The organism is Streptococcus sp. SR4 (genome assembly GCF_000517725.1).
GTDB lineage: Bacteria > Bacillota > Bacilli > Lactobacillales > Streptococcaceae > Streptococcus > Streptococcus salivarius_F.
The window spans coordinates 1-18617 of the sequence record NZ_AZYW01000056.1 but is presented as its reverse complement, the minus strand read 5'-3'; the positions used below and the strand labels follow the sequence as shown (position 1 = coordinate 18617).

The 18617-nt window shown below is 43.8% G+C and carries 13 protein-coding genes; all 13 read left to right on the top strand.

Annotated elements, in window-relative coordinates:
- Positions 1-98 precede the first annotated feature (98 nt).
- The 13 genes from HMPREF1519_RS07195 to HMPREF1519_RS07135 all read left to right on the top strand — a co-directional run bounded on the left by HMPREF1519_RS07195 (position 99) and on the right by HMPREF1519_RS07135 (position 18606).
- Positions 99-1307, top strand: a complete 1209-nt coding sequence (locus tag HMPREF1519_RS07195) for an exonuclease SbcCD subunit D (RefSeq protein WP_037611721.1) — start codon at positions 99-101, stop codon at positions 1305-1307.
- On the top strand, positions 1304-4483 hold the full coding sequence (locus HMPREF1519_RS07190) for an AAA family ATPase (protein WP_037611719.1): 3180 nt from the start codon (positions 1304-1306) through the stop codon (positions 4481-4483). The genes HMPREF1519_RS07195 and HMPREF1519_RS07190 overlap by 4 nt, the downstream gene beginning before the upstream one ends.
- 386 nt (positions 4484-4869) lie before the next feature.
- Complete coding sequence (locus HMPREF1519_RS07185) at positions 4870-6963, top strand: glycosyltransferase (RefSeq protein ID WP_037611717.1); 2094 nt, start codon at positions 4870-4872, stop codon at positions 6961-6963.
- 94 nt (positions 6964-7057) lie between these two features.
- Positions 7058-8284, top strand: coding sequence for an accessory Sec system protein translocase subunit SecY2 (gene secY2 / locus HMPREF1519_RS07180; protein ID WP_014634786.1), 1227 nt, complete (start codon positions 7058-7060; stop codon positions 8282-8284).
- Between the two features lie 100 nt (positions 8285-8384).
- Entirely contained in the window at positions 8385-9956 is a 1572-nt protein-coding gene (gene asp1 / locus HMPREF1519_RS07175; protein WP_037611716.1) for an accessory Sec system protein Asp1, read from the top strand.
- Positions 9943-11481, top strand: coding sequence for an accessory Sec system protein Asp2 (gene asp2 / locus HMPREF1519_RS07170; protein ID WP_037611715.1), 1539 nt, complete (start codon positions 9943-9945; stop codon positions 11479-11481). Before asp1 ends, asp2 begins: the two co-directional genes overlap by 14 nt.
- A gap of 2 nt (positions 11482-11483) precedes the next feature.
- Positions 11484-11930 carry an accessory Sec system protein Asp3 gene (gene asp3, locus HMPREF1519_RS07165; protein WP_022496490.1) on the top strand — a complete coding sequence of 149 codons (447 nt, stop codon included), beginning with the start codon at positions 11484-11486 and terminating at the stop codon, positions 11928-11930.
- Positions 11923-14298, top strand: coding sequence for an accessory Sec system translocase SecA2 (secA2, locus tag HMPREF1519_RS07160; protein ID WP_022496491.1), 2376 nt, complete (start codon positions 11923-11925; stop codon positions 14296-14298). The genes asp3 and secA2 overlap by 8 nt, the downstream gene beginning before the upstream one ends.
- A 12-nt stretch (positions 14299-14310) precedes the next feature.
- Positions 14311-15819 (top strand): accessory Sec system glycosyltransferase GtfA, encoded by a 1509-nt coding sequence (gene gtfA / locus HMPREF1519_RS07155; RefSeq protein ID WP_037611713.1) that lies wholly within the window; start codon positions 14311-14313, stop codon positions 15817-15819.
- Positions 15816-17168, top strand: a complete 1353-nt coding sequence (gtfB, locus tag HMPREF1519_RS07150; protein ID WP_037611711.1) for an accessory Sec system glycosylation chaperone GtfB — start codon at positions 15816-15818, stop codon at positions 17166-17168. The genes gtfA and gtfB overlap by 4 nt, the downstream gene beginning before the upstream one ends.
- Positions 17161-17340: an accessory Sec system protein Asp4 gene (gene asp4, locus HMPREF1519_RS07145; RefSeq protein ID WP_002883547.1), complete on the top strand. Its 180-nt coding sequence runs from the start codon at positions 17161-17163 to the stop codon at positions 17338-17340. Before gtfB ends, asp4 begins: the two co-directional genes overlap by 8 nt.
- A gap of 4 nt (positions 17341-17344) precedes the next feature.
- A complete protein-coding gene (gene asp5, locus HMPREF1519_RS07140; protein WP_002883546.1) occupies positions 17345-17569 on the top strand; it encodes an accessory Sec system protein Asp5 in 225 nt (74 codons plus the stop codon).
- A 35-nt stretch (positions 17570-17604) separates the two neighbouring features.
- The gene (locus tag HMPREF1519_RS07135) at positions 17605-18606 is read left to right on the top strand and encodes a sugar transferase (protein ID WP_037611709.1); all 1002 of its coding nucleotides are present in this window, start codon (positions 17605-17607) and stop codon (positions 18604-18606) included.
- Positions 18607-18617 lie beyond the last annotated feature (11 nt).

The window sequence follows — 18617 nt, the reverse complement described above, 5'->3', positions numbered from 1 at the left end:
ATAAAAAGTGGGAAAACTATCAAAGCCATGAATCTTTTAAGCAGTATTCGGCTTGATAAGGTACAATAGAGTAAGACAAAACGAATGAGGAGACTGTCATGAAGTTTTTACATACGTCAGATTGGCATGTGGGGCGAACCCTCAATGGCTGGTCTTTGCTGGAGGAGCAGGAGTGGGCCTTCCAACAGATAGTGGATTTGGCAATTCGTGAACAGGTGGATGGGGTCATCATTGCTGGGGATCTCTATGACCGTGCGGTGCCGCCTGTGGATGCGATTAAACTTTTTAATAAGACTTTGGCACGTTTGGTCTTAGAGGAGCAGATTCCTGTCTATGCCATCAGTGGCAATCACGATGCGGCTGAACGCTTGCATTTTGGGCGAGACTTTTTTCAACCTCAGGGTCTTCATTTAAGCACACGTTTGGAGGAGGCCTTTGAGCCGGTTGAGTTGGAGGATTGCCAGATTTTTCTTCTTCCCTTTATTGATCCTATTGATGCTCGGATTTATTATAAGGATGATGGGGATAAGGAGATTCAGGGGATTGGTGATGCCTTGGCCTACATTCTTGAGGATATGGAAAAAGCCTTTGATCCTGACAAGGCCCATATTTTGGTGACGCATTTTGCAGTTTCTAAAAAAGAGGACCAAGATGGTCAAAGTTTACGAGAATTGATGTTGTCTGAAACCAGCAATACGGTGGGTGGGCTTACCAATGTGACCAGTGACCTTTTCAAGGCTTTTGATTATGTCGCTTTGGGGCATATCCATACGCGCTTTGCCAGTCCGACCCAGCGCGTGCAATATTCAGGTAGTCCAGTCGCCTTTAATGTTAAAGAAGCCAAACGTAAGGAAGAAAAGGGTGTTTATATTCTTGAATTGGATGCGTCTGGTGACTTGTCCCAGACCTTCCATCCTTTAGAGGTCAGACGGCCAATTGTGACCCTGCAGGAACCTTTTGAAACCTTGATGTCATCCGAATTTTATAAGAACCAACCTTGTCAAAAGGCTTGGTTTGCCTTTGATATTCAACTGTCCAGTCGTAAGGAATTAGAGGGTATCAATGTGCGTGCCCGTCTGGAAGAAATTTATGGGACAGATATTGTAGAAATCACTTTCAGTCGTCTTGGTGATTCCAGGGAAGAAAGCTTGACTGTAGATCAGCACTTAAAAGATTTGGAAATGCAGTCTCCACAGGAAATTGTCTCTGATTTTTACCAGACAGTGACTGGGGGCGAGGTCTTGTCTGAGAGACAAAAGGCCCTTGTGGAAAGTATTTTTGAGGAGATTGGAAGGAGCCGACAATGAGACCAGTTCAGTTAGAATTGACCAATTTTGGACCTTATCGTAAGGAAGTCATCAATTTCACCCAGTTTGACCATGCTCCCCTCTTTTTGATTGGTGGTGACACAGGGGCTGGTAAGAGTACTCTCTTTGACGCTATGACAGTGGCCTTGTTTGCGACGACCAGTGGTGATCGTAATGTTGAGGAGATGCGGTCGACCTTTGCTGGTCCAGAGGATGATTTGACCAAGGTGACTTTTTACTTTCAACAGGGCAACCACCTTTATCGCATTGAGCGAGTTCTCCAGCAGGAGAGGGCCAAGCGGGGTGGTGGTACGACCATACAAAAAGCAACGGCTTCCTTAGTCATTGTGGATAAGATTGGTGGTCAGGAAATTGAAAAGCTTGGGGATAAAATCAAGGAAGTTAGTGACCAGATTGAGCAGATTTTGGGTCTCAATGCCGAGCAGTTCAAACAGATTATCCTCCTTCCGCAAAATGATTTCAGCCGTTTCTTGAAAGAAGATTCCAAGACCAAGACTCAAATTTTGAAGAAAATCTTTGGAACAGGTATTTTTGACCGTTTTCAAAAGAGCTTGGAAGAGCGTCTTCGTCAGAGCAACAAGGATATGGAGAAGCGCCAGGCTCAGTTAGATGGCCATTTTGCCAGTCAGGTTTGGTCTGAGGAAGAATTAGCTGTTTTGGCCCAAACACCAGCTTCTGAAAAATTAGCACGCCTCGAAGAACTTTTGGCACAACGTCAAGAAAATCTTGAAGAGCAGAAAAGCATTTTGAAGGATGCCCATGAGGATTTGGCTAAGCTGCAAAAGAGCTTACAAACTGCACAAGATGTAGCAAAGATTTTCCAAGAATTGGAGCAAGCCAAGGAGCGTTACCGTCTAGAAATTGAGGAAGGGGCTCAGGGACAAGCAGAGGCGAAATCGCATCTGGAGGAATTGCAGTTCGCCCAAGGGCTGCAGGAAACCATCAGCAGCTTGAAGCAGTATCAGAAGCAGTTGTTGCAAGTAGAGCAAGACCTTGAAATTGCTCAGGAGGCGCTAAGTGCTCAGGAGCAGGCTTTTGAGGAAGTCAAGGCTCAAAAAGAGACGCTTGCAACTCAATCTGAGGATTTTCTTCAAAAAGAAGGGAAACTGGAAGCGTGGAAAGAGGCTATTATCTATGCCCAGAGTCTTGCCCAAGAGCAGGAGAAAATCAAACAGTCGAGTGCTAACTACAAGAGGTTAGAAGAAACCTATCAGCGGGCTTCGAAAGAGATTGAGCTCCTTTCCCAGTCCTTGTCAGATTTGGAGGCCAATCGTCTTGGTTTAGAGAGTTTGCATGAGGCTGAAAAACTCCTCCAGTCTGTGGGCTACAGTGTGGATAAGCAGCTGGCTCAGGATCTTAAAGAAATAGAGGGCTTGAATCAGGAGTTGGCAAAGACGGAAAAGCGTCATCAAACCTTATCTTTGGATAGTGATCAAGCTCAAGAAATTCTCAAAAGATTGGAAGAGAAGTTAAGAACGACTTTGGCTTCACGACGTCAGCTCATGATTGCCCAGCTGCAGGCAGAATTAGAGGATGGACAGCCCTGTATGGTCTGTGGTTCCTTGGATCATCCTAAGGTCGATGGGACACAGGCTGATGAAGCGGCCTTGAAGGATCTCATGAATCAGGTGGAGGAACTTCAAGCTCAAAAAGAAAAGCAAGTCGCTACCTTGTCAAACCGTCAGGCTAGATTGAGTGAAGTTGAGACTAAGCGCCAAGATCTGCTTGACCAAGTGGCTAAAGTTAAGCTGACTCTTGAAAAACACTATCAAGAACTCGAAGAGCAAGTTGAGGGGCAGTTTGATTTTGACTTTTCAGAGGACTATGGAGCTGACCGTGGGCAAACCTTGTTGAGTGCTGTTGAGAAGCATTATCAAGAACTCCAAAAACGCTATGATAAGGAAGAAGCAGACCTTGTCCATTATCAAGAGGAGTTAGCTAAGGCCCAAGAAAAAGCGACAGATTTGGCTAAGAGCTATCAAGAGGCCAAGTCAGCGCTTGACCAAACTAAGGAGCGCCTAAAAGACTTGCAGGAAGCTCATCCAGAGCTGGAGTCTGTAGAGGTCTATCAAGAACGAATTTCCCTTGCGAAGCAGGAGTTGGACCTCTATAATAAGCAGGTCAAGGAAAATGGTGAAGCCTACAACCAACTTCATGCCGACATTCAAGGCATCAAGGGGCAACTTGAGAGCTTGACCAAGTCTAAAGAAAAGACCAGCCAAGAAACGAAGCGTCTATCGGCTGAATTAAATCAAAGTCTTAAGGCTGAAGTGGCGCTCACCAATGACCTAGAACAAATCCAGCTTTGGCTACTTGAAGTGAACAAGCAAGCTATTCCTAAGCTTCAGGCTCAATTGACAAGTTACCAAACCCTTAAACAAGAATTGCAGACCCAGATTAGTAAGAACCAAGAGCTTCTCCAAAATCAAGAAAAACCAGATTTAGCTGCTTTAACACAAGAGGTTCGAATCAGGCAGGAAAGTTACGATAAACAATTGTCTCAGGTCTCTGTCCTGGAAAAGGGACTTAAGGATGCGACGGCTACCTACCAAGCGGCTAAAACTCTTCAAGACAGCAACCAAGAGGCCTTTAAGGCCCATCAAGAACTCAGTGATTTGGTTAAGGTGGTTAAGGGAGAAAATACTGCTCTGACTGGTCGTCTCAATCTTGAGGTCTACGTTATCCGTCAGTATTTCCAACAAATCTTGGACTATGCCAATGCCAACTACATCGGTCTCTTAACGGATAATCGCTATTCCTTTGTCTTGAGCGAGGAAGGACGCAGGGCGCGTGATCACTTTGGCTTGGATATCAACGTCTATGACCAGTTGACAGGTAGTGAACGCTCCGTTAAATCCTTGTCTGGTGGTGAAACCTTTATCGCCGCACTGGCCATTGCCCTATCCCTCTCAGAAGTTGTGCAAAATACCAGCAAGGGTGCCGTTGTTGAAGCCCTCTTCATCGACGAAGGTTTCGGTTCACTTGATAAGGAAGCCCTCACCAAGGCTATCACGGTTCTGGAACAAATTGGTGAAAACCGAATGGTCGGAGTCATCAGCCACGTGGACGACATGAAAGAAGGCATCGCTCAACAACTAGCTATCATCAAGTCGCATGATGGTAGTAGCCGTATTAAAATTGTGGATAAGGGGTAGGAAGAGTCGAGAGCTTAAGAGACCTCGCTCAAAACCTTTAAGCATTCTATGAGATAGTTCCTCGTCAGGGCTATCTCTTTTTCTATCCCCTCTGTATCAGCTTTTTAACTGTCAGTTTTTTCTGAAAATAAAAGGAAATTAGTTTGAAAAAAACCTCTCATAAAAAAGCTAATCTATTAGAAAATTAAGTGATACTATGGTATAATTTAATATGGTTAAGTCTCGATAAAAGCAAGGAAAAAAGTGTATAGAGTGTGTTTAAGGTCCCTATCTCTTGCGACCTAAAAGTTGTTATTAAACTCTTAGACTGTTTCTGGAAAGCTTATGTCGGTTTAAGACAGGAAAAGAAAAAATCTTACTAGCTAGAAAAAAATAAGAAATAAAAAATGACAGAAAAAATTTCCGTAATTATTCCCGTTTACAATGTGGAAAATCAACTCCAGACTTGTCTAGACAGTGTCCTGGGGCAGACCTATCAAAATCTCGAAATCATCCTTATCAATTATGGCTCAATAGATGACAGTGATGCCATTTGCCGTAGCTATGCTGCTAGGGATTCTCGCATTCTCTATTTCAAAAAGGATAATGGAGGGCTTTCAGATGCTCGCCATATTGGTATTCGTCAGGCTAAGGGAGCTTACGTTACCTACGTGGATGCTGAGGATTGGGTAGAGCCGACTTATCTGGAGGAGCTTTATAAGACACTCCAGGCTCACAAGGCGGATATCGCAGTAGCCAACTACAGTGTCTATAAGGAATCGGAAGATCGCTTTTATTTTTATATCAAGGATGAAGACTATTATGAGCAGGTTTATTCACCCGCTCAGATTATTGATGGGCTCTTTGAAGAAACCAATAATATTAATATCGCCTTGATTTCTGCAACAGGTAAGCTCTACAAACGTTCACTGTTTAATGATTTGCTTTTTCCAAAAGAGCATGCAGGAGAGGACGGCTTTTTCAACCTTAAGGCCTATCTCATGAGTGAACGTACGGTTTATCTCAATAAGGGCCTTTATGTTTACCGCGAGAGTCCAGAGATGCCATCAGCGACTTGGATGCAAGACTGGATGATGACCTTGGTTTATGCCATGGAGGAGCGCTTGGCTATTGTTGCTAGCCATGGTTTCCCTCTGGAAAAATACATGGTTACCTACCGTCAGATGCTCGAGGCCTGCTTGAAAAATGTGGAGGAGCAAGGTCTCACAGATTATGATGCCTACCGCTCCATTCAGGAGAAATTCCAGGTTTTGAGTTTGGCTCCTCAACGTTATGAGACTAAGAAGCAAGCCATTGTTCTAGCAGCTAACTATGCCTATGTTGATCAAGTGCTTACGACTATCAAGTCTATCGTTTTCCATCATCGCAATATTCGTTTTTACTTGATTAACGATGATTTCTCTCAAGAGTGGTTCAGAGGGCTCAATCGTCATCTGGCTGCCTTTGGTAGTGAAGTGATTAACTGTCGTGTGGATAGTAGTCATATCAAGCAATACAAGACCAATAGCAATTATGCTAGTTACCTACGCTATTTTGTGGCGGACTTTGTGTCTGAGGAACGAGCTCTCTATTTGGATAGTGACATGGTGGTTACAGGTTCTCTAGAGGACCTCTTTACCCTTGATTTGAAGGGGCGTTCTTTGGCTGCTGTGCGTGACTATGCCATTCAGGTTCAGGACCGCCAGGCAATGTTTGATGCAGGCTTCATGGTGATTGATACGACTTATTGGAAGCAGTACAACATGAGACGCCACTTGATTGACATGACCAGCGAATGGCATGACAAGGTCCCATTTGCAGAGCAGTCCATTCTAAACATGGTCTTCCGTAACAACTGGTTGCCTTTGTCTTTTGATAACAACTATGCGGTCACCAAGTCTAGTCTAGCTGGCTTCCATTTGCCAAATGGTCAAGACTATCCTAAGGTTCTGCATTATGCCTCACATCGTAAGCCTTGGTTGCCTTTAGCCTGCCAAGCCTATCGTGAGGTCTGGTGGTTCTATGCTCAAATGGATTGGTCAGGGGTCGCTGAAAATGCTGCTTTATCGCCACTTTCAGAGGACATGATTTATCCTAAGGGTCGTCCATTCACTTGCTTGGTCTACACCAACATTTCAGAAATTCCGCATTTGACGGATCTTATCTCAGCCCTTCCTAAGGTACAGTTTAAAATTGCCTCTCGCCAGCATGTGACAGATAAACTGGCCCAATTGATTACCTATCCAAATGTGACGGTTTACTCAGCCATTGCGGGCTTAAACGGGCTAGATTTGGAATTGGTGCGGACCAGTGACTTGCTTTTGGATATCAATCCAGGAAGAAAGGTAGTGGAGATTCTTGATGCCTTTAGGTTTGAAAATAAACCGATTTTAGGGTTTGAGGACCTCAAGTCAACCAAGCATAACCAACAAACCTACTCAAGAGATCGTTGGAAAGAGATGGCTGAGACCATTCGCCAAATGCGTAAGAAGAGCCTGTAATCCTTTGTTTGGATAAGTAGGCTGAAATGGCGTCTCTGTCTCGTTTCAATCGAAATAACATCAGCCTGTCTATGGGCAGGAAATAGGAGTAATAGTGAAAAAAATTAGTCAATCGATAATCACCAAACGTGTCTTATGGACCCTCTTTTTCCTCTTTATTTATTGTTTGGGAAATCAATTGGTTCTACCGTTTGTAGATTTGAAAAATGCAAATATCTTTGGGGGAGCCATCGGTTCCTTGGCTTTCTCTAGTGCCATGATGGGTGGAAACCTCAGGTCCATGTCTCTTTTTTCAGTGGGCTTGTCGCCCTGGATGTCGGCCATGATTCTCTGGCAGATGTTTTCTTTCTCTAAGAAAATGGGCTTGAAAAATCTTCCCATTGAGATTCAGGACCGTAGACGCATGTATTTGGCCCTGGGGATTGCCATTGTTCAATCTTTGGCAGTATCATTGAATTTACCTATCGTCTCAGGGGTTAATGCTAGTCTCGCTATTTTTATGAATACCATTTTATTGATTGCCGGTACCTTTTTCTTGGTTTGGTTATCAGACCTCAACTCCCTCTTTGGGATTGGGGGCTCCATTGTCATCTTGATGGCAAGTATGATGGCCAATCTGCCTTATCAAATCATGGATAGTATTGAAAAATTAGGTATTGGTTGGAATGTCTTACTTCCTCTGATTCTGTTCAGTTTAGTATTCCTCTATGTTTCAGGGGTTGTGCAGAGGGCTAGATACCGTATCTCAATCAATAAAATCAATATTCATAACCGCTTCAAACAGTATTCTTACTTGGATATTATGTTGAATCCAGCCGGAGGGATGCCTTTCATGTATGCCATGTCCCTAGTCAGTATTCCGCAGTACGTCTTTATGCTAATTCAATTTATCCATCCTGAAAACAAGTGGACCAGTGGTGCCATCAAGGCCTTGACGGTCGGTCAACCTCTCTGGTTGGTTGTTTATCTGGTCATGCTCTTCGTTCTAGGGTTAGCCTTTGCCTTTGTTAATGTCTCTGGTGAGCAAATCTCTGAGCGTATGCGCAAGTCAGGTGAGTACATCTACGGCGTTTATCCAGGACAAGAAACCAGTGCCTATATCAACCATTTGGTCCTTAGACTTGGTTTCATCGGTGCCCTTTATATGCTCTTTATGGCAGGTGCTCCGATGCTCATTATCTTGGTCAATCCAGATTACCTGCAGCTTAGTATGATTCCTGGGACGTTCTTGATTTTTAGCGGTATGATTTACAACGTTAACGAGGAAATGAAAGCCTTGAAGCTTAACACTTCCTACACCCCACTTTTTGAAAATGTATAATATCTCACCCCTCGTGGGGTTGAGAGGCAGGCTGGTGATGCGTGATCGGTCTGCCCCTCAATCTCAAGTATTGTGATGAAAAGACAATGAAGGAGAACTCATGTATTATTTTATTCCAGCTTGGTATGGACAGACGGACGAATTTTGGAAGACGGTTATTGATCCTTGGTACCGTATCCACCAAAAAATCGAATTTGATGACAGCTTGCACCAAGTTCGTATTTTTCAGGATGAGGATTTAGCTCCTCAGCTTTTGCTTTTGGCCTACCAACCGCATTTGCGTTATTTCCTACATCGTCATGATGTCTTGGAAGTTGGTTATACGGCTATTTTTGACTTGATTCAGGGTATCACTGATGAAGAAATGAAAAACCTTCAGGTGACAGATTTGGAATGGCCAGAAGGCTCTACCTTTGTTCACACACCATTTGCTATCGTGGTGCAATGCCAACACAAGCGTTATGCCGAGATTGAGTTCGGTTCAGAAGGCTTTATTGGCATGATTCGCTACTATAAGGATGAGCAAATCATTCGTGAAGACATCTATGATGACCGCGGCTTTATTTCAAGTAGTCTCTATTATGAAGATGGACAACCAAGCTATCGAAACTACCTTAATGCCAAGGGAGTTTGGCAGCTTTGTCACTTCTTTGATGGTCGTGGGATTGTAGCCAACCCTCGTACGGAAGGTCGTTTTAATAAGAGTTACTATGGTGATCTTTCAGAAGTTATCTGGGAATTTTTGACTAAATTCTTGGAAGAAAAGGTAGAAGCAGAGGACCGTTTTGTTATCGCCTCAGATTCGCGTCATAACAAACACCTCTTCGACCACTTGCCAGCAGCCAACACTAAGATTTTGACTTGGTTCGCAGAACGTAATCAGGACGATAGTATTGACACCTATGGAGCTTTTCTGCCACAAGTGGACTTGTTGATTGCTGATCGTTACGATTACTTGGAGCAACTTCAAGTTGCCTATCCAGAAGAGGCTAAGAAACTCAAACACATGGCTTCCTTCGATACCCGTTTGGCTTTGGGAACCAGTCAACGTGTTAAAGAGTCTAAGATCTTCTATCAGGTTGACTTTGACCAATTGGATTTAGAGGCTATTTATCAGGTACTGGCTTTTGTGGCTAAGTATCCAAAGACACAGGTTGAGTTTGGGGCTTTTAATGCCAATCCAGAGCAACTTGCTAGCCTGCAAAATCAAGTGGAAAGAATGATTGAAGAACGATTGAGTCCAGAAGTCTTTGAAGAGGTTGTCGAAAGTAGTGGTGCAGAAAATAAATTGGAAGAAAATAATGAAATCGTAAGCCGATTTTCTTTCCAAGACCTGCGTGACGAGACTGCCCTTATTAAGGCTCTTCAGTTTACACGACTCATTGTCGACTTGAGCAAGGAGCCTAATCGTTATACACAAATTGCAGGGATTAGTGCTGGTATTCCACAAATTAACCGTGTGGCATCTGAGTATGTGACTCACCAAGAAAATGGTTATATCTTGAAGCACTTGTCCGATTTTGAAAAAGGGGCTTACTACTATTTGGGACAGTTGAACAACTGGAACCGTTCCCTTATCTACTCAATTGAGAAAATTAAGGAAAATACGGGAGACCGTTTGGTGCAAAAATGGGAAAATTGGTTGAAGGAGGAGCAGAATGACCAAGGATAATCGCCTGAAAATACTACAAGTTGGGTCATCCAACTGGTCAGAAAATCAGGAAATTCCTGAAAATATGAAATGGTATTATTGCAATCTTGGTCAGCTTGAGACCTTGCAAGAAACCATCGAAGAAGACGAAATCAAGACTTTCACAGCTGTCATTGTGGACAGTCTTGCAGGTCTTGAAGAATTGATGGCTATTAAAGAGCATTTGATTCCTCATACTATTTTCTTTGATCAAACGATTGAAGTGACAGATGAGATACTTGCTCAGTTTATCAAGGAAATGTGCGCTGTGCCGACTGATTTTTCAAATCAAGGACAGTTGCTCTTTACCCTTTCAAAAGCGCTCTTTTCAGGGCAGTACGGGGATAAGATGTTTCCTTTCACTACCCAGGTTAACCCCAATTTTACTGGCCAAGTGACCTACCATGGTTATGAAAATGTCATTTTAAATGGTGATTATGGTCAAGATTTCAGTCCTGTCTTGGACTGGACCTATAATGTCAGAGCCAGCAAGGAAAATCCTATCGAGCTTTGGTTGGAGTTTGAAAAAGAGGAGACTTGTGAGTGTCGCTTGATTCTCAATCTTTTGCCAGAAGGTTCGGTCGCAGGGATTTTCAAGACCTATATCGTTTCAGAAGAAGAAATGCGCAAGGGAGCCATTGTCCTTGATGAGGACACGACCTTCCTCCTGTCTGCTAGTCTTGAGATGAAAGGCCAAGGTCAGATTACAATCGGTGGGCTCCACCAACGTTTGACCCGTTTCCAATTTGGGAAATTTGTACTTGGTGGTGGAATTCTCCACGATAGCAAGCGTCAGGAAATCAACTATTTCTTTTATCCTGGGGACTTCAAGCCACCTTTGTCAGTTTACTTCTCAGGTTTCCGTCCTGCCGAAGGTTTCGAAGGTTTCGGAATGATGAAGGGAATGGGAACGCCATTCTTGCTCTTTTCAGACCCTCGTCTCCAAGGGGGAGCCTTCTATATGGGAACTGAAGAGCTTGAAAATAGCATCAAAGACACCATCCAACATTATTTGGACTACCTAGGTTTTGACAATAGTCAGCTCATTCTCTCAGGAATGTCCATGGGAACCTTCCCATCTATGTACTATGGTGCGGACTTTGAGCCTCACGCCATCATCATGTCTAAGCCTCTAGCCAATGTTGGTACTATCGGTAATCGTGCCAGACTCTTGGCGCCAGAGGTTTTCCCAACAGGAATTGATGTCTTGCATTTGCAGACAGGACGCTTGGATAATGAAGGTGTCGAGGCCCTTAATCAGAAGTTCTGGGATAAATTTGAAAAAGCAGACTTCTCAAATACAACTTTTGGTCTTTCCTACATGAAAGACGAGGATATGGATCCGACGGCCTACGAGGACATTACCAAGTCTCTCTATTACTCAGGGGCTAAGATTCTCAGCAAGGGAACGTCAGGTCGACACAACGATGATTCTTATACGGCGACAACTTGGTTTGTTAATTTTTACCGTATGATTTTAGAAAATGATTTTGGAAGGAAGGAGTAAGAATGTTCAGAAACAAGAAATCAGAAATCTTGTGGGGCTTAAACCACAAAGCCTACATGTATGGCTCAAAAATTGTTAAACGCCAAGATGGTTCTGTGCAATTTTACAATCCTTTGGTGCCATCAGGAACGGAAATCCAGTCTTGGGTGGCCATCCAAAACTATCAAGCTGGTCGTACCCAGCCTGCCCTCCCACTTTTGAAAAAGGGGCACAGCTATGACTTGACGGCCAATCTCGAAGCTGTCCCAACAGGCTCAGTCTTTTTGAAAGTCAGCTTTTTGGACCGTTATGACAATGAAATCAAACAGCTCATTGAAAAAGGTACCCACATGACCTTTGTTTACCCTCACGAGGCCTATACCTATCGTATTTCTCTCTTGAGTGCTGGGGTCAAAGAGCTGGATTTCTACAGCTTAAAACTGGAAGAAACAGGAGAAGAACATGTTTAAACAACTGAATCCTATTCTCCCTGTTAAGGAGATACTCAAGGAAATCAACGGCCTAGCCGATGAAATGGCCGATCTGAGCAACCTTGAGTTGAAAAATAAAACGCAGGAATTTAAGGAGCGTTTAGCCCAAGGAGAAAGCTTGGACGACCTCCTGCCAGAAGCCTTTGCGGTTGTTCGTGAAGCAGATAAGCGCGTGCTAGGCATGTTTCCTTATGATGTTCAGGTTATGGGGGGGATTGTCATGCACCAAGGCCATATCGCTGAGATGAATACCGGTGAAGGTAAGACTCTGACGGCAACCATGCCAGTCTACCTTAATGCCTTGTCAGGTGAAGGGGCTATCCTCGTTACGACCAATGAATACTTGGCTATCCGTGACGCCGAAGAAATGGGTCAGGTCTATGAGTTCCTAGGTTTGACGATTGGTGTGCCTTGTGTGGAAGGCAGTAATGAGATGGAACCAGCTGAAAAGCGTGCCATCTATCAATCAGATATCGTTTACACGACCAATGCCAGTCTAGGTTTTGACTATTTGATTGATAACCTTGCTTCTAACCAAGACGGGAAATACATGCGTCCTTTTAACTATGCTATCGTCGATGAGGTAGACTCTGTCCTTCTTGATAGTGCGCAGACACCCTTGATTATCTCTGGTGCGCCCCGTGTTCAGTCCAACTACTATGGAATGATGGATACACTCATGACCACCTTGGTCGAGGGTGAAGACTACATCTTCAAAGAGGAAAAAGGTGAAGTTTGGTTGACCACTAAGGGTGCCAAGGCTGCTGAAAACTACCTCGGTATCGGCAACCTTTACGATGAGGAAAATAGTACCTTTGCCCGTCATTTGCTCTTTTCACTTCGTGCCCACTTGCTCTATAAAAAGGACAAGGACTACATCATTCGCGATGGTAAGAAAGGGCCTGAAGTGGTCCTTCTTGATAAATCGACAGGTCGTCTCTTGGAATTGACCAAGCTCCAAGGTGGACTCCACCAAGCCATTGAAGCCAAGGAATTAGTGGCCTTGTCACAAGAAACCAGAGCCATGGCTTCTATCACCTATCAAAGTCTCTTTAAAAAATTCAAGAAAATTTCAGGGATGACTGGTACTGGTAAGGTTGCGGAAAAAGAATTTCTCGATACCTATGGTATGAAGGTCATTCAAATTCCAACCAACCGTAAGAAACAACGTATCGACTATCCAGATAAGATTTATGCGACTCTGCCAGAGAAGGTCTTTGCTTCTTTAGAGTATGTTAAGCATTATCATGAAAAAGGCAATCCAATCTTGATTTTCGTTGGTTCGGTGGAAATGTCAGAGCTTTATTCTTCTTTGCTTTTGCGTGAAGGAATTGCTCATAACCTCCTAAATGCCAACAATGCACCACGTGAGGCTGAGATGATTGCTGAGTCAGGACAAATGGGTGCCGTGACGGTTGCGACGTCAATGGCTGGACGTGGAACAGATATCAAGCTCGGTAAGGGTGTGGCTGAACTCGGTGGTTTGGTCGTTATCGGTACCGAACGTATGGAAAGTCAGCGTATTGACCTGCAAATCCGTGGCCGTTCTGGACGTCAGGGTGACCCTGGTATGTCTAAATTCTTTGTCTCACTTGAAGATGACGTGATTAAAAAATACGGTCCATCTTGGGTTCACCGTACTTACAAAGAATACGCCATTAGTGATCACATCGAGCCTAAAGAATTGACAGGCCGTAAGTATCGTAAATTGGTTGAAAAAGCCCAAGAAGCCAGTGAAAGTTCTGGTCGTACCTCACGTCGTCAGACTCTTGAATTTGCAGAAAGTATGAACATCCAACGTGAGATGATCTACGCGCAACGTGACCGCCTCATCTACCACAATCAAGGCTTGGACACTGTTATCGACGAGGTTCTTGATGACTTTATCGACCAGGCTATGGCTGAGGAAGATTTCTCAAAAGCGGAAAATCTTTACCACTTTATCTTGCGTAATATCAGCTTCCGCATCAATGAAATTCCTAAGGATCTGGACCTCAACAATCGTGAGGAAGTCTTGGAACTCATCTACCAGTTTGCCTATCGTGAACTTGATGCTAAAAAGCAGGAGTTGAAGACCAAGGAACTTAACGAGTATTTCCAACGCCTATCCATGCTTAAGGCTGTGGATGACAACTGGGTGGAGCAGGTAGACTATCTGCAACAACTCCAAATGGCTATCGGTAGTCAACAACTCAGTCAAAAGAACCCGATTGTTGAATATTACCAAGAGGCTTACAAGGGCTTTGAAGCCATGAAACGTCAAATCAGAAAGGATATGGTTCGTAATCTTCTCCTTAGTCAGGTGCAAGTCACTAAAAAAGGAGATATCATCAGCCATTTCCCATAAAATAAGGAAATTATGACAGTATATAACATTAATTTAGGCATAGGTTGGGCCAGCAGTGGTGTCGAATATGCCCAGGCCTACCGTGCCAAGATTTTCAGGGAAATGGGACAAGAGGCAAAATTTGTCTTTATGGATCTCATCCTTGGAGATAATATCGAGCATATGACAAGCAAGATTGGTTTTGCAGACGACGAAATCATCTGGCTCCATAGCTATTTTACAGATGTTAAGATTGCACCATCGAGCATTAGCCTAGCGGAAATCGAGGCTATTTTACCTGCTAATCCTGAGCGCAAGGAAGTTGCTGGCCGCCTCATTCGTTACCATTACCCACAAGATGATATGGTGGTGGCATGTAACCTTCGTGCGATTGATGAAGATGCAGTGGAAACAGTCAGCTACTTTGTCAATGACAAACTCTTGCGCAAGGACTTTTACTCTTACACTCGTTATTGCAGTGAGTATTCTGCGCCTAAGGACAATCAAGCTAAGGTTTACCAACGTCGTTTTTATAACGAAGATGGGTCTACAGCCTATGACATGATTGTAGGAGACAATAATCAGGATATCTATCGTTTCCCTGATCAGGTTCTCTATGGTAAGCAAGAATTTCTTCGATATTTCTTCAAACGTCTGTCCCTAACCAAGGATGATGTGGTCATTTTGGACCGTGAAACAGGTATTGGTCAGTTGGTCTTTGAAGAAGCGCAAGCTGCTCGCCTAGGTGTCGTTGTTCACGCTGAGCATTTTAGTGTCAATCAAACTGATGACAACTATATTCTCTGGAATAACTATTACGAGTACCAATTTACCAATGCGGACAAGGTTGATTTCTTTATCGTGGCAACTGATCGTCAGAAGGAAATCTTACAGGAACAATTCCGTCGCTACACCAACCATGATCCAAAGATTTACACTATTCCAGTTGGAAGTCTGCCTGAATTGGTTGGACAGGACAAGCCACGTAAGCCCTTCTCAATGATTACGGCCTCACGATTAGCTCAGGAAAAACACATTGACTGGTTGGTTCGTGCGGTTATCGAGGTTCATAAGACTCTGCCAGATATCACTTTTGATATCTACGGTAGTGGTAGTATGGATGCCAAGTTGCGTGAGATTATTGTCGAAGCACAAGCTGGCGACTATATCCGACTCATGGGGCACGCTGACTTGACTGACATTTATAGCCAGTACGAGGTCTACCTAACAGCTTCAACCAGTGAAGGTTTTGGACTTACCCTCATGGAGGCGGTTGGTTCAGGTCTTCCTATGATTGGTTTTGACGTTCCTTATGGGAATCAAACCTTTATCGAAGACGGGGTCAACGGTTATCTCCTTCCTGTCGCTGAAAATCATGTTGTGGATGTTATCACCAAGTCCTATAAGGATGCCATTGTTCGTCTCTACGAAGAAGGCAATATCGAGGCCATGCGTCAAAAATCTTATGACCTTGCCAAAGGCTTCTTGACCAGTCAAGTCAAGGCAGCTTGGAAACAGTTACTTGAGGAGGTACGCTCATGATATTCTTATGTGATTACTACAATCAAGCCAGTAAGGATTTGGCTTACTCTCTTCAGGCAGCAGGCTACGATGCCACAACAGTTGTTATCAATCCAGATGGATTCCTCCCTCAAGGAGCTCTCTCTCCTTTCACCTACTATGTGGAAGCAGCAGAGGAAACAGGCAAACCACGCTTTTTCAACCAAGTCCCTGTGCCAGCCTTTTGGGAAATTTCAGGGAACAATCAGATGGCGCGTGTGTCTAACCTCACCGAAGAACGTGCCCGCATCACCTACCCAGAAGGTAGCAAGGCTCGTATCGTCAAAAGCGTCGAATGGTTGGACAAGTCAGGTAAGATTCGCCAAGTGGACCACTACAACAAGTACGGTTTCTGCTTTGCCAAGACCACTCATGATGAGAATGGACAGGCACTCTTTACCAGCTACCAAACCAAAGAAGGCGACGAATGTATCTTGGAAAATCATCTCACCGGCGATATTCTCTTGACCTTACCAGGACAAGCCCTTCGTCGTTTCGCCAACCGTACCGAATTTATCAAAGCCTTCTTAGCTCAGGTCTTTGGTGATATCGACCATATTATCTTTAATAGCTTGGCGACACCTTTCATCGTCTCATGGACTATGGAAAATAAAGGTGCCACTGATGTCCTTGTTTGGCAGGAGCCGCTGGGTGATGTCCTTCCAGGTAACATGAATGGTATCTTGGAGGATAATTCAGCCAGAGCCAATGCCATCATCATTCCTGATAAGGCAACTTATGAAAAAGCCTTGACCTTGGCGCCAGAGGACAAACATCATAAGATCTTGTCTCTTGGCTATGCCTATGACTTCAAGGAAAATCATGGTAAACCTCGTAATGCCTTTATCGCAACGAATTCAGACCAAATTGAGCGTTTGGAAGTCTTGGTTGAGTCACTCCCAGATGTGACTTTCCAGATTGCAGCAGTCACTGAGATGTCCCCAAGATTGCTTTCAATGATGCGTTATTCAAACGTTGTGCTCCATCCAAATGCTAGTCACAAGCAGTTGGACAAGCTCTATCAAGAGTCTGACCTCTACTTGGACATTAACCATCATAATGAATTGTATAAGGCGACACGGACTGCCTTTGAACACCAATTGTTGATTTTGGCCTTTTCAGAAACAGCTCATGGACCTGTCTATACAGCACCAGAGCATATCTATGCTAGTCAGAACTATCCAGCTATGGTTGCCAAGATTAAGAAGGTCCTAAGCGACAATCAAGCTATGCAAGAGGCCATGCAAGCTCAAGAAGCTCAAGCCAATACTCTGACTGCTTCTGAGTTGGCCGACCGCTTACAATCACTTTTAGGAGGAAATCATGTCTAAAAAAGATTTATTCTACGGTGACGTTGAAGGCCGTATGGAAGAACTCAAGCAAAAGCCTATCACAAAAGAAAAAGAAACCAGAGGAGAGAAGATCAACAAGAGCTTTTCAATCATGCTCGGACTTGTTATTATCATCGGTTTGATCTTCACCCTTATTGGTTTGTTGAGGTAGTCTTATGATGTTAGTATTTATGGTTCTAGCAGTGATTCTTTCGGTTGCCCTTATCGTCCTAGTGACCATCCAACCGCGTCAAACGCAGATTTTCTCAACGGATGCCACTAGTAATATCGGTAAACCAAGTTATTGGGCTAGCCAACCGATTCGAAAAATGTTGACCTTGGCTATCAGCATAGCCCTCTTTATCCTCTTACTTATTTTTATGATTGTTTCTTATAAGTAGAGGACTTCCTACCGTATAATAGAAAGAAGTATGTCATGCGCGTACATTTTACAAATTTATTTGGCCAGTCCTCACGTAGTGTAGCTTTGATTGCCCAAAATGATACCATGAAGATTGCCAAAGAGCTCGGTGCTAATGAACTAGGAATTTATTTCTATGATAGTAGCCAAGAGCCAGATGGAGAGCTTAATTCCCGCTTTGATGGGATTGTAGCAGGACTGAGTGTTGGAGACATCGTTTTCTTCCAGTCTCCATCATGGAATGGTAGTGAGTGGGACAGCCGGTTGCTCCGTAAATTCAAAGCTGTTAATGCTAAGACCGTTATGTTTATCCATGACGTCCCACCTCTCATGTTTGATAGTAACTACTATCTCATGTCTTCTTATATTGACATGTACAATCTCTGTGATGTCGTCGTTGTTCCATCTGAAAAGATGCGTGATCGACTAATTGAGGAAGGGCTAACAGTTGAGAAGATTATTATCCAAAAACTTTGGGACTTACCTCATAGTCTGGACTTGCACCAGCCTGCTTTCCAAAAGAAAATGATTTTTGCCGGAAACCCAACACGTTTCCCACATATCTTAGACTGGAAACAAACGACCCCTCTCCACGTCTACGCAGATAAACAAGAGGATAAGGATTATTCCAAAGTCCACCTCGAAGGCTGGCGAAATAAACATGAGCTTTTGCTAGAACTATCTAAGGGAGGATTTGGTCTGGTCTGGGGGAATTCGGAAAAACCAGAGGACGAGCTTGACTACTATAAGATGAACATCTCTTATAAACTCTCTACTTACTTAGCTGCAGGTCTCCCAGTTGTTGTACCTGACTACCTCTCAAATGCAGACTATATCAAAGAACATGGTCTAGGCTTCGTCGTTTCAAGTCTGGAAGAAGCAGACCGTTGCGTTCAAGAATGTACCGAGGAGCAGTATGCACAGATGGTGGCTAATGCTCGCCACACAGTCTATCTCATTAGTAACGGTTACTTCACAAAGAAACTTTTTATCGATGCTATCATGGCATTAAGCTAATAGAAAAAGGA

Excerpts from the sequence above, each read along its gene's own strand:
- HMPREF1519_RS07195 (WP_037611721.1), top strand. The coding sequence starts at position 99 with ATGAAGTTTTTACATACGTCAGATTGGCATGTGGGGCGAACCCTCAAT.
- HMPREF1519_RS07190 (WP_037611719.1), top strand. The coding sequence starts at position 1,304 with ATGAGACCAGTTCAGTTAGAATTGACCAATTTTGGACCTTATCGTAAG.
- HMPREF1519_RS07185 (WP_037611717.1), top strand. The coding sequence starts at position 4,870 with ATGACAGAAAAAATTTCCGTAATTATTCCCGTTTACAATGTGGAAAAT.
- asp1 (WP_037611716.1), top strand. The coding sequence starts at position 8,385 with ATGTATTATTTTATTCCAGCTTGGTATGGACAGACGGACGAATTTTGG.
- asp2 (WP_037611715.1), top strand. The coding sequence starts at position 9,943 with ATGACCAAGGATAATCGCCTGAAAATACTACAAGTTGGGTCATCCAAC.
- asp3 (WP_022496490.1), top strand. The coding sequence starts at position 11,484 with ATGTTCAGAAACAAGAAATCAGAAATCTTGTGGGGCTTAAACCACAAA.
- secA2 (WP_022496491.1), top strand. The coding sequence starts at position 11,923 with ATGTTTAAACAACTGAATCCTATTCTCCCTGTTAAGGAGATACTCAAG.
- gtfA (WP_037611713.1), top strand. The coding sequence starts at position 14,311 with ATGACAGTATATAACATTAATTTAGGCATAGGTTGGGCCAGCAGTGGT.
- gtfB (WP_037611711.1), top strand. The coding sequence starts at position 15,816 with ATGATATTCTTATGTGATTACTACAATCAAGCCAGTAAGGATTTGGCT.
- asp4 (WP_002883547.1), top strand. The coding sequence starts at position 17,161 with ATGTCTAAAAAAGATTTATTCTACGGTGACGTTGAAGGCCGTATGGAA.
- asp5 (WP_002883546.1), top strand. The coding sequence starts at position 17,345 with ATGATGTTAGTATTTATGGTTCTAGCAGTGATTCTTTCGGTTGCCCTT.
- HMPREF1519_RS07135 (WP_037611709.1), top strand. The coding sequence starts at position 17,605 with ATGCGCGTACATTTTACAAATTTATTTGGCCAGTCCTCACGTAGTGTA.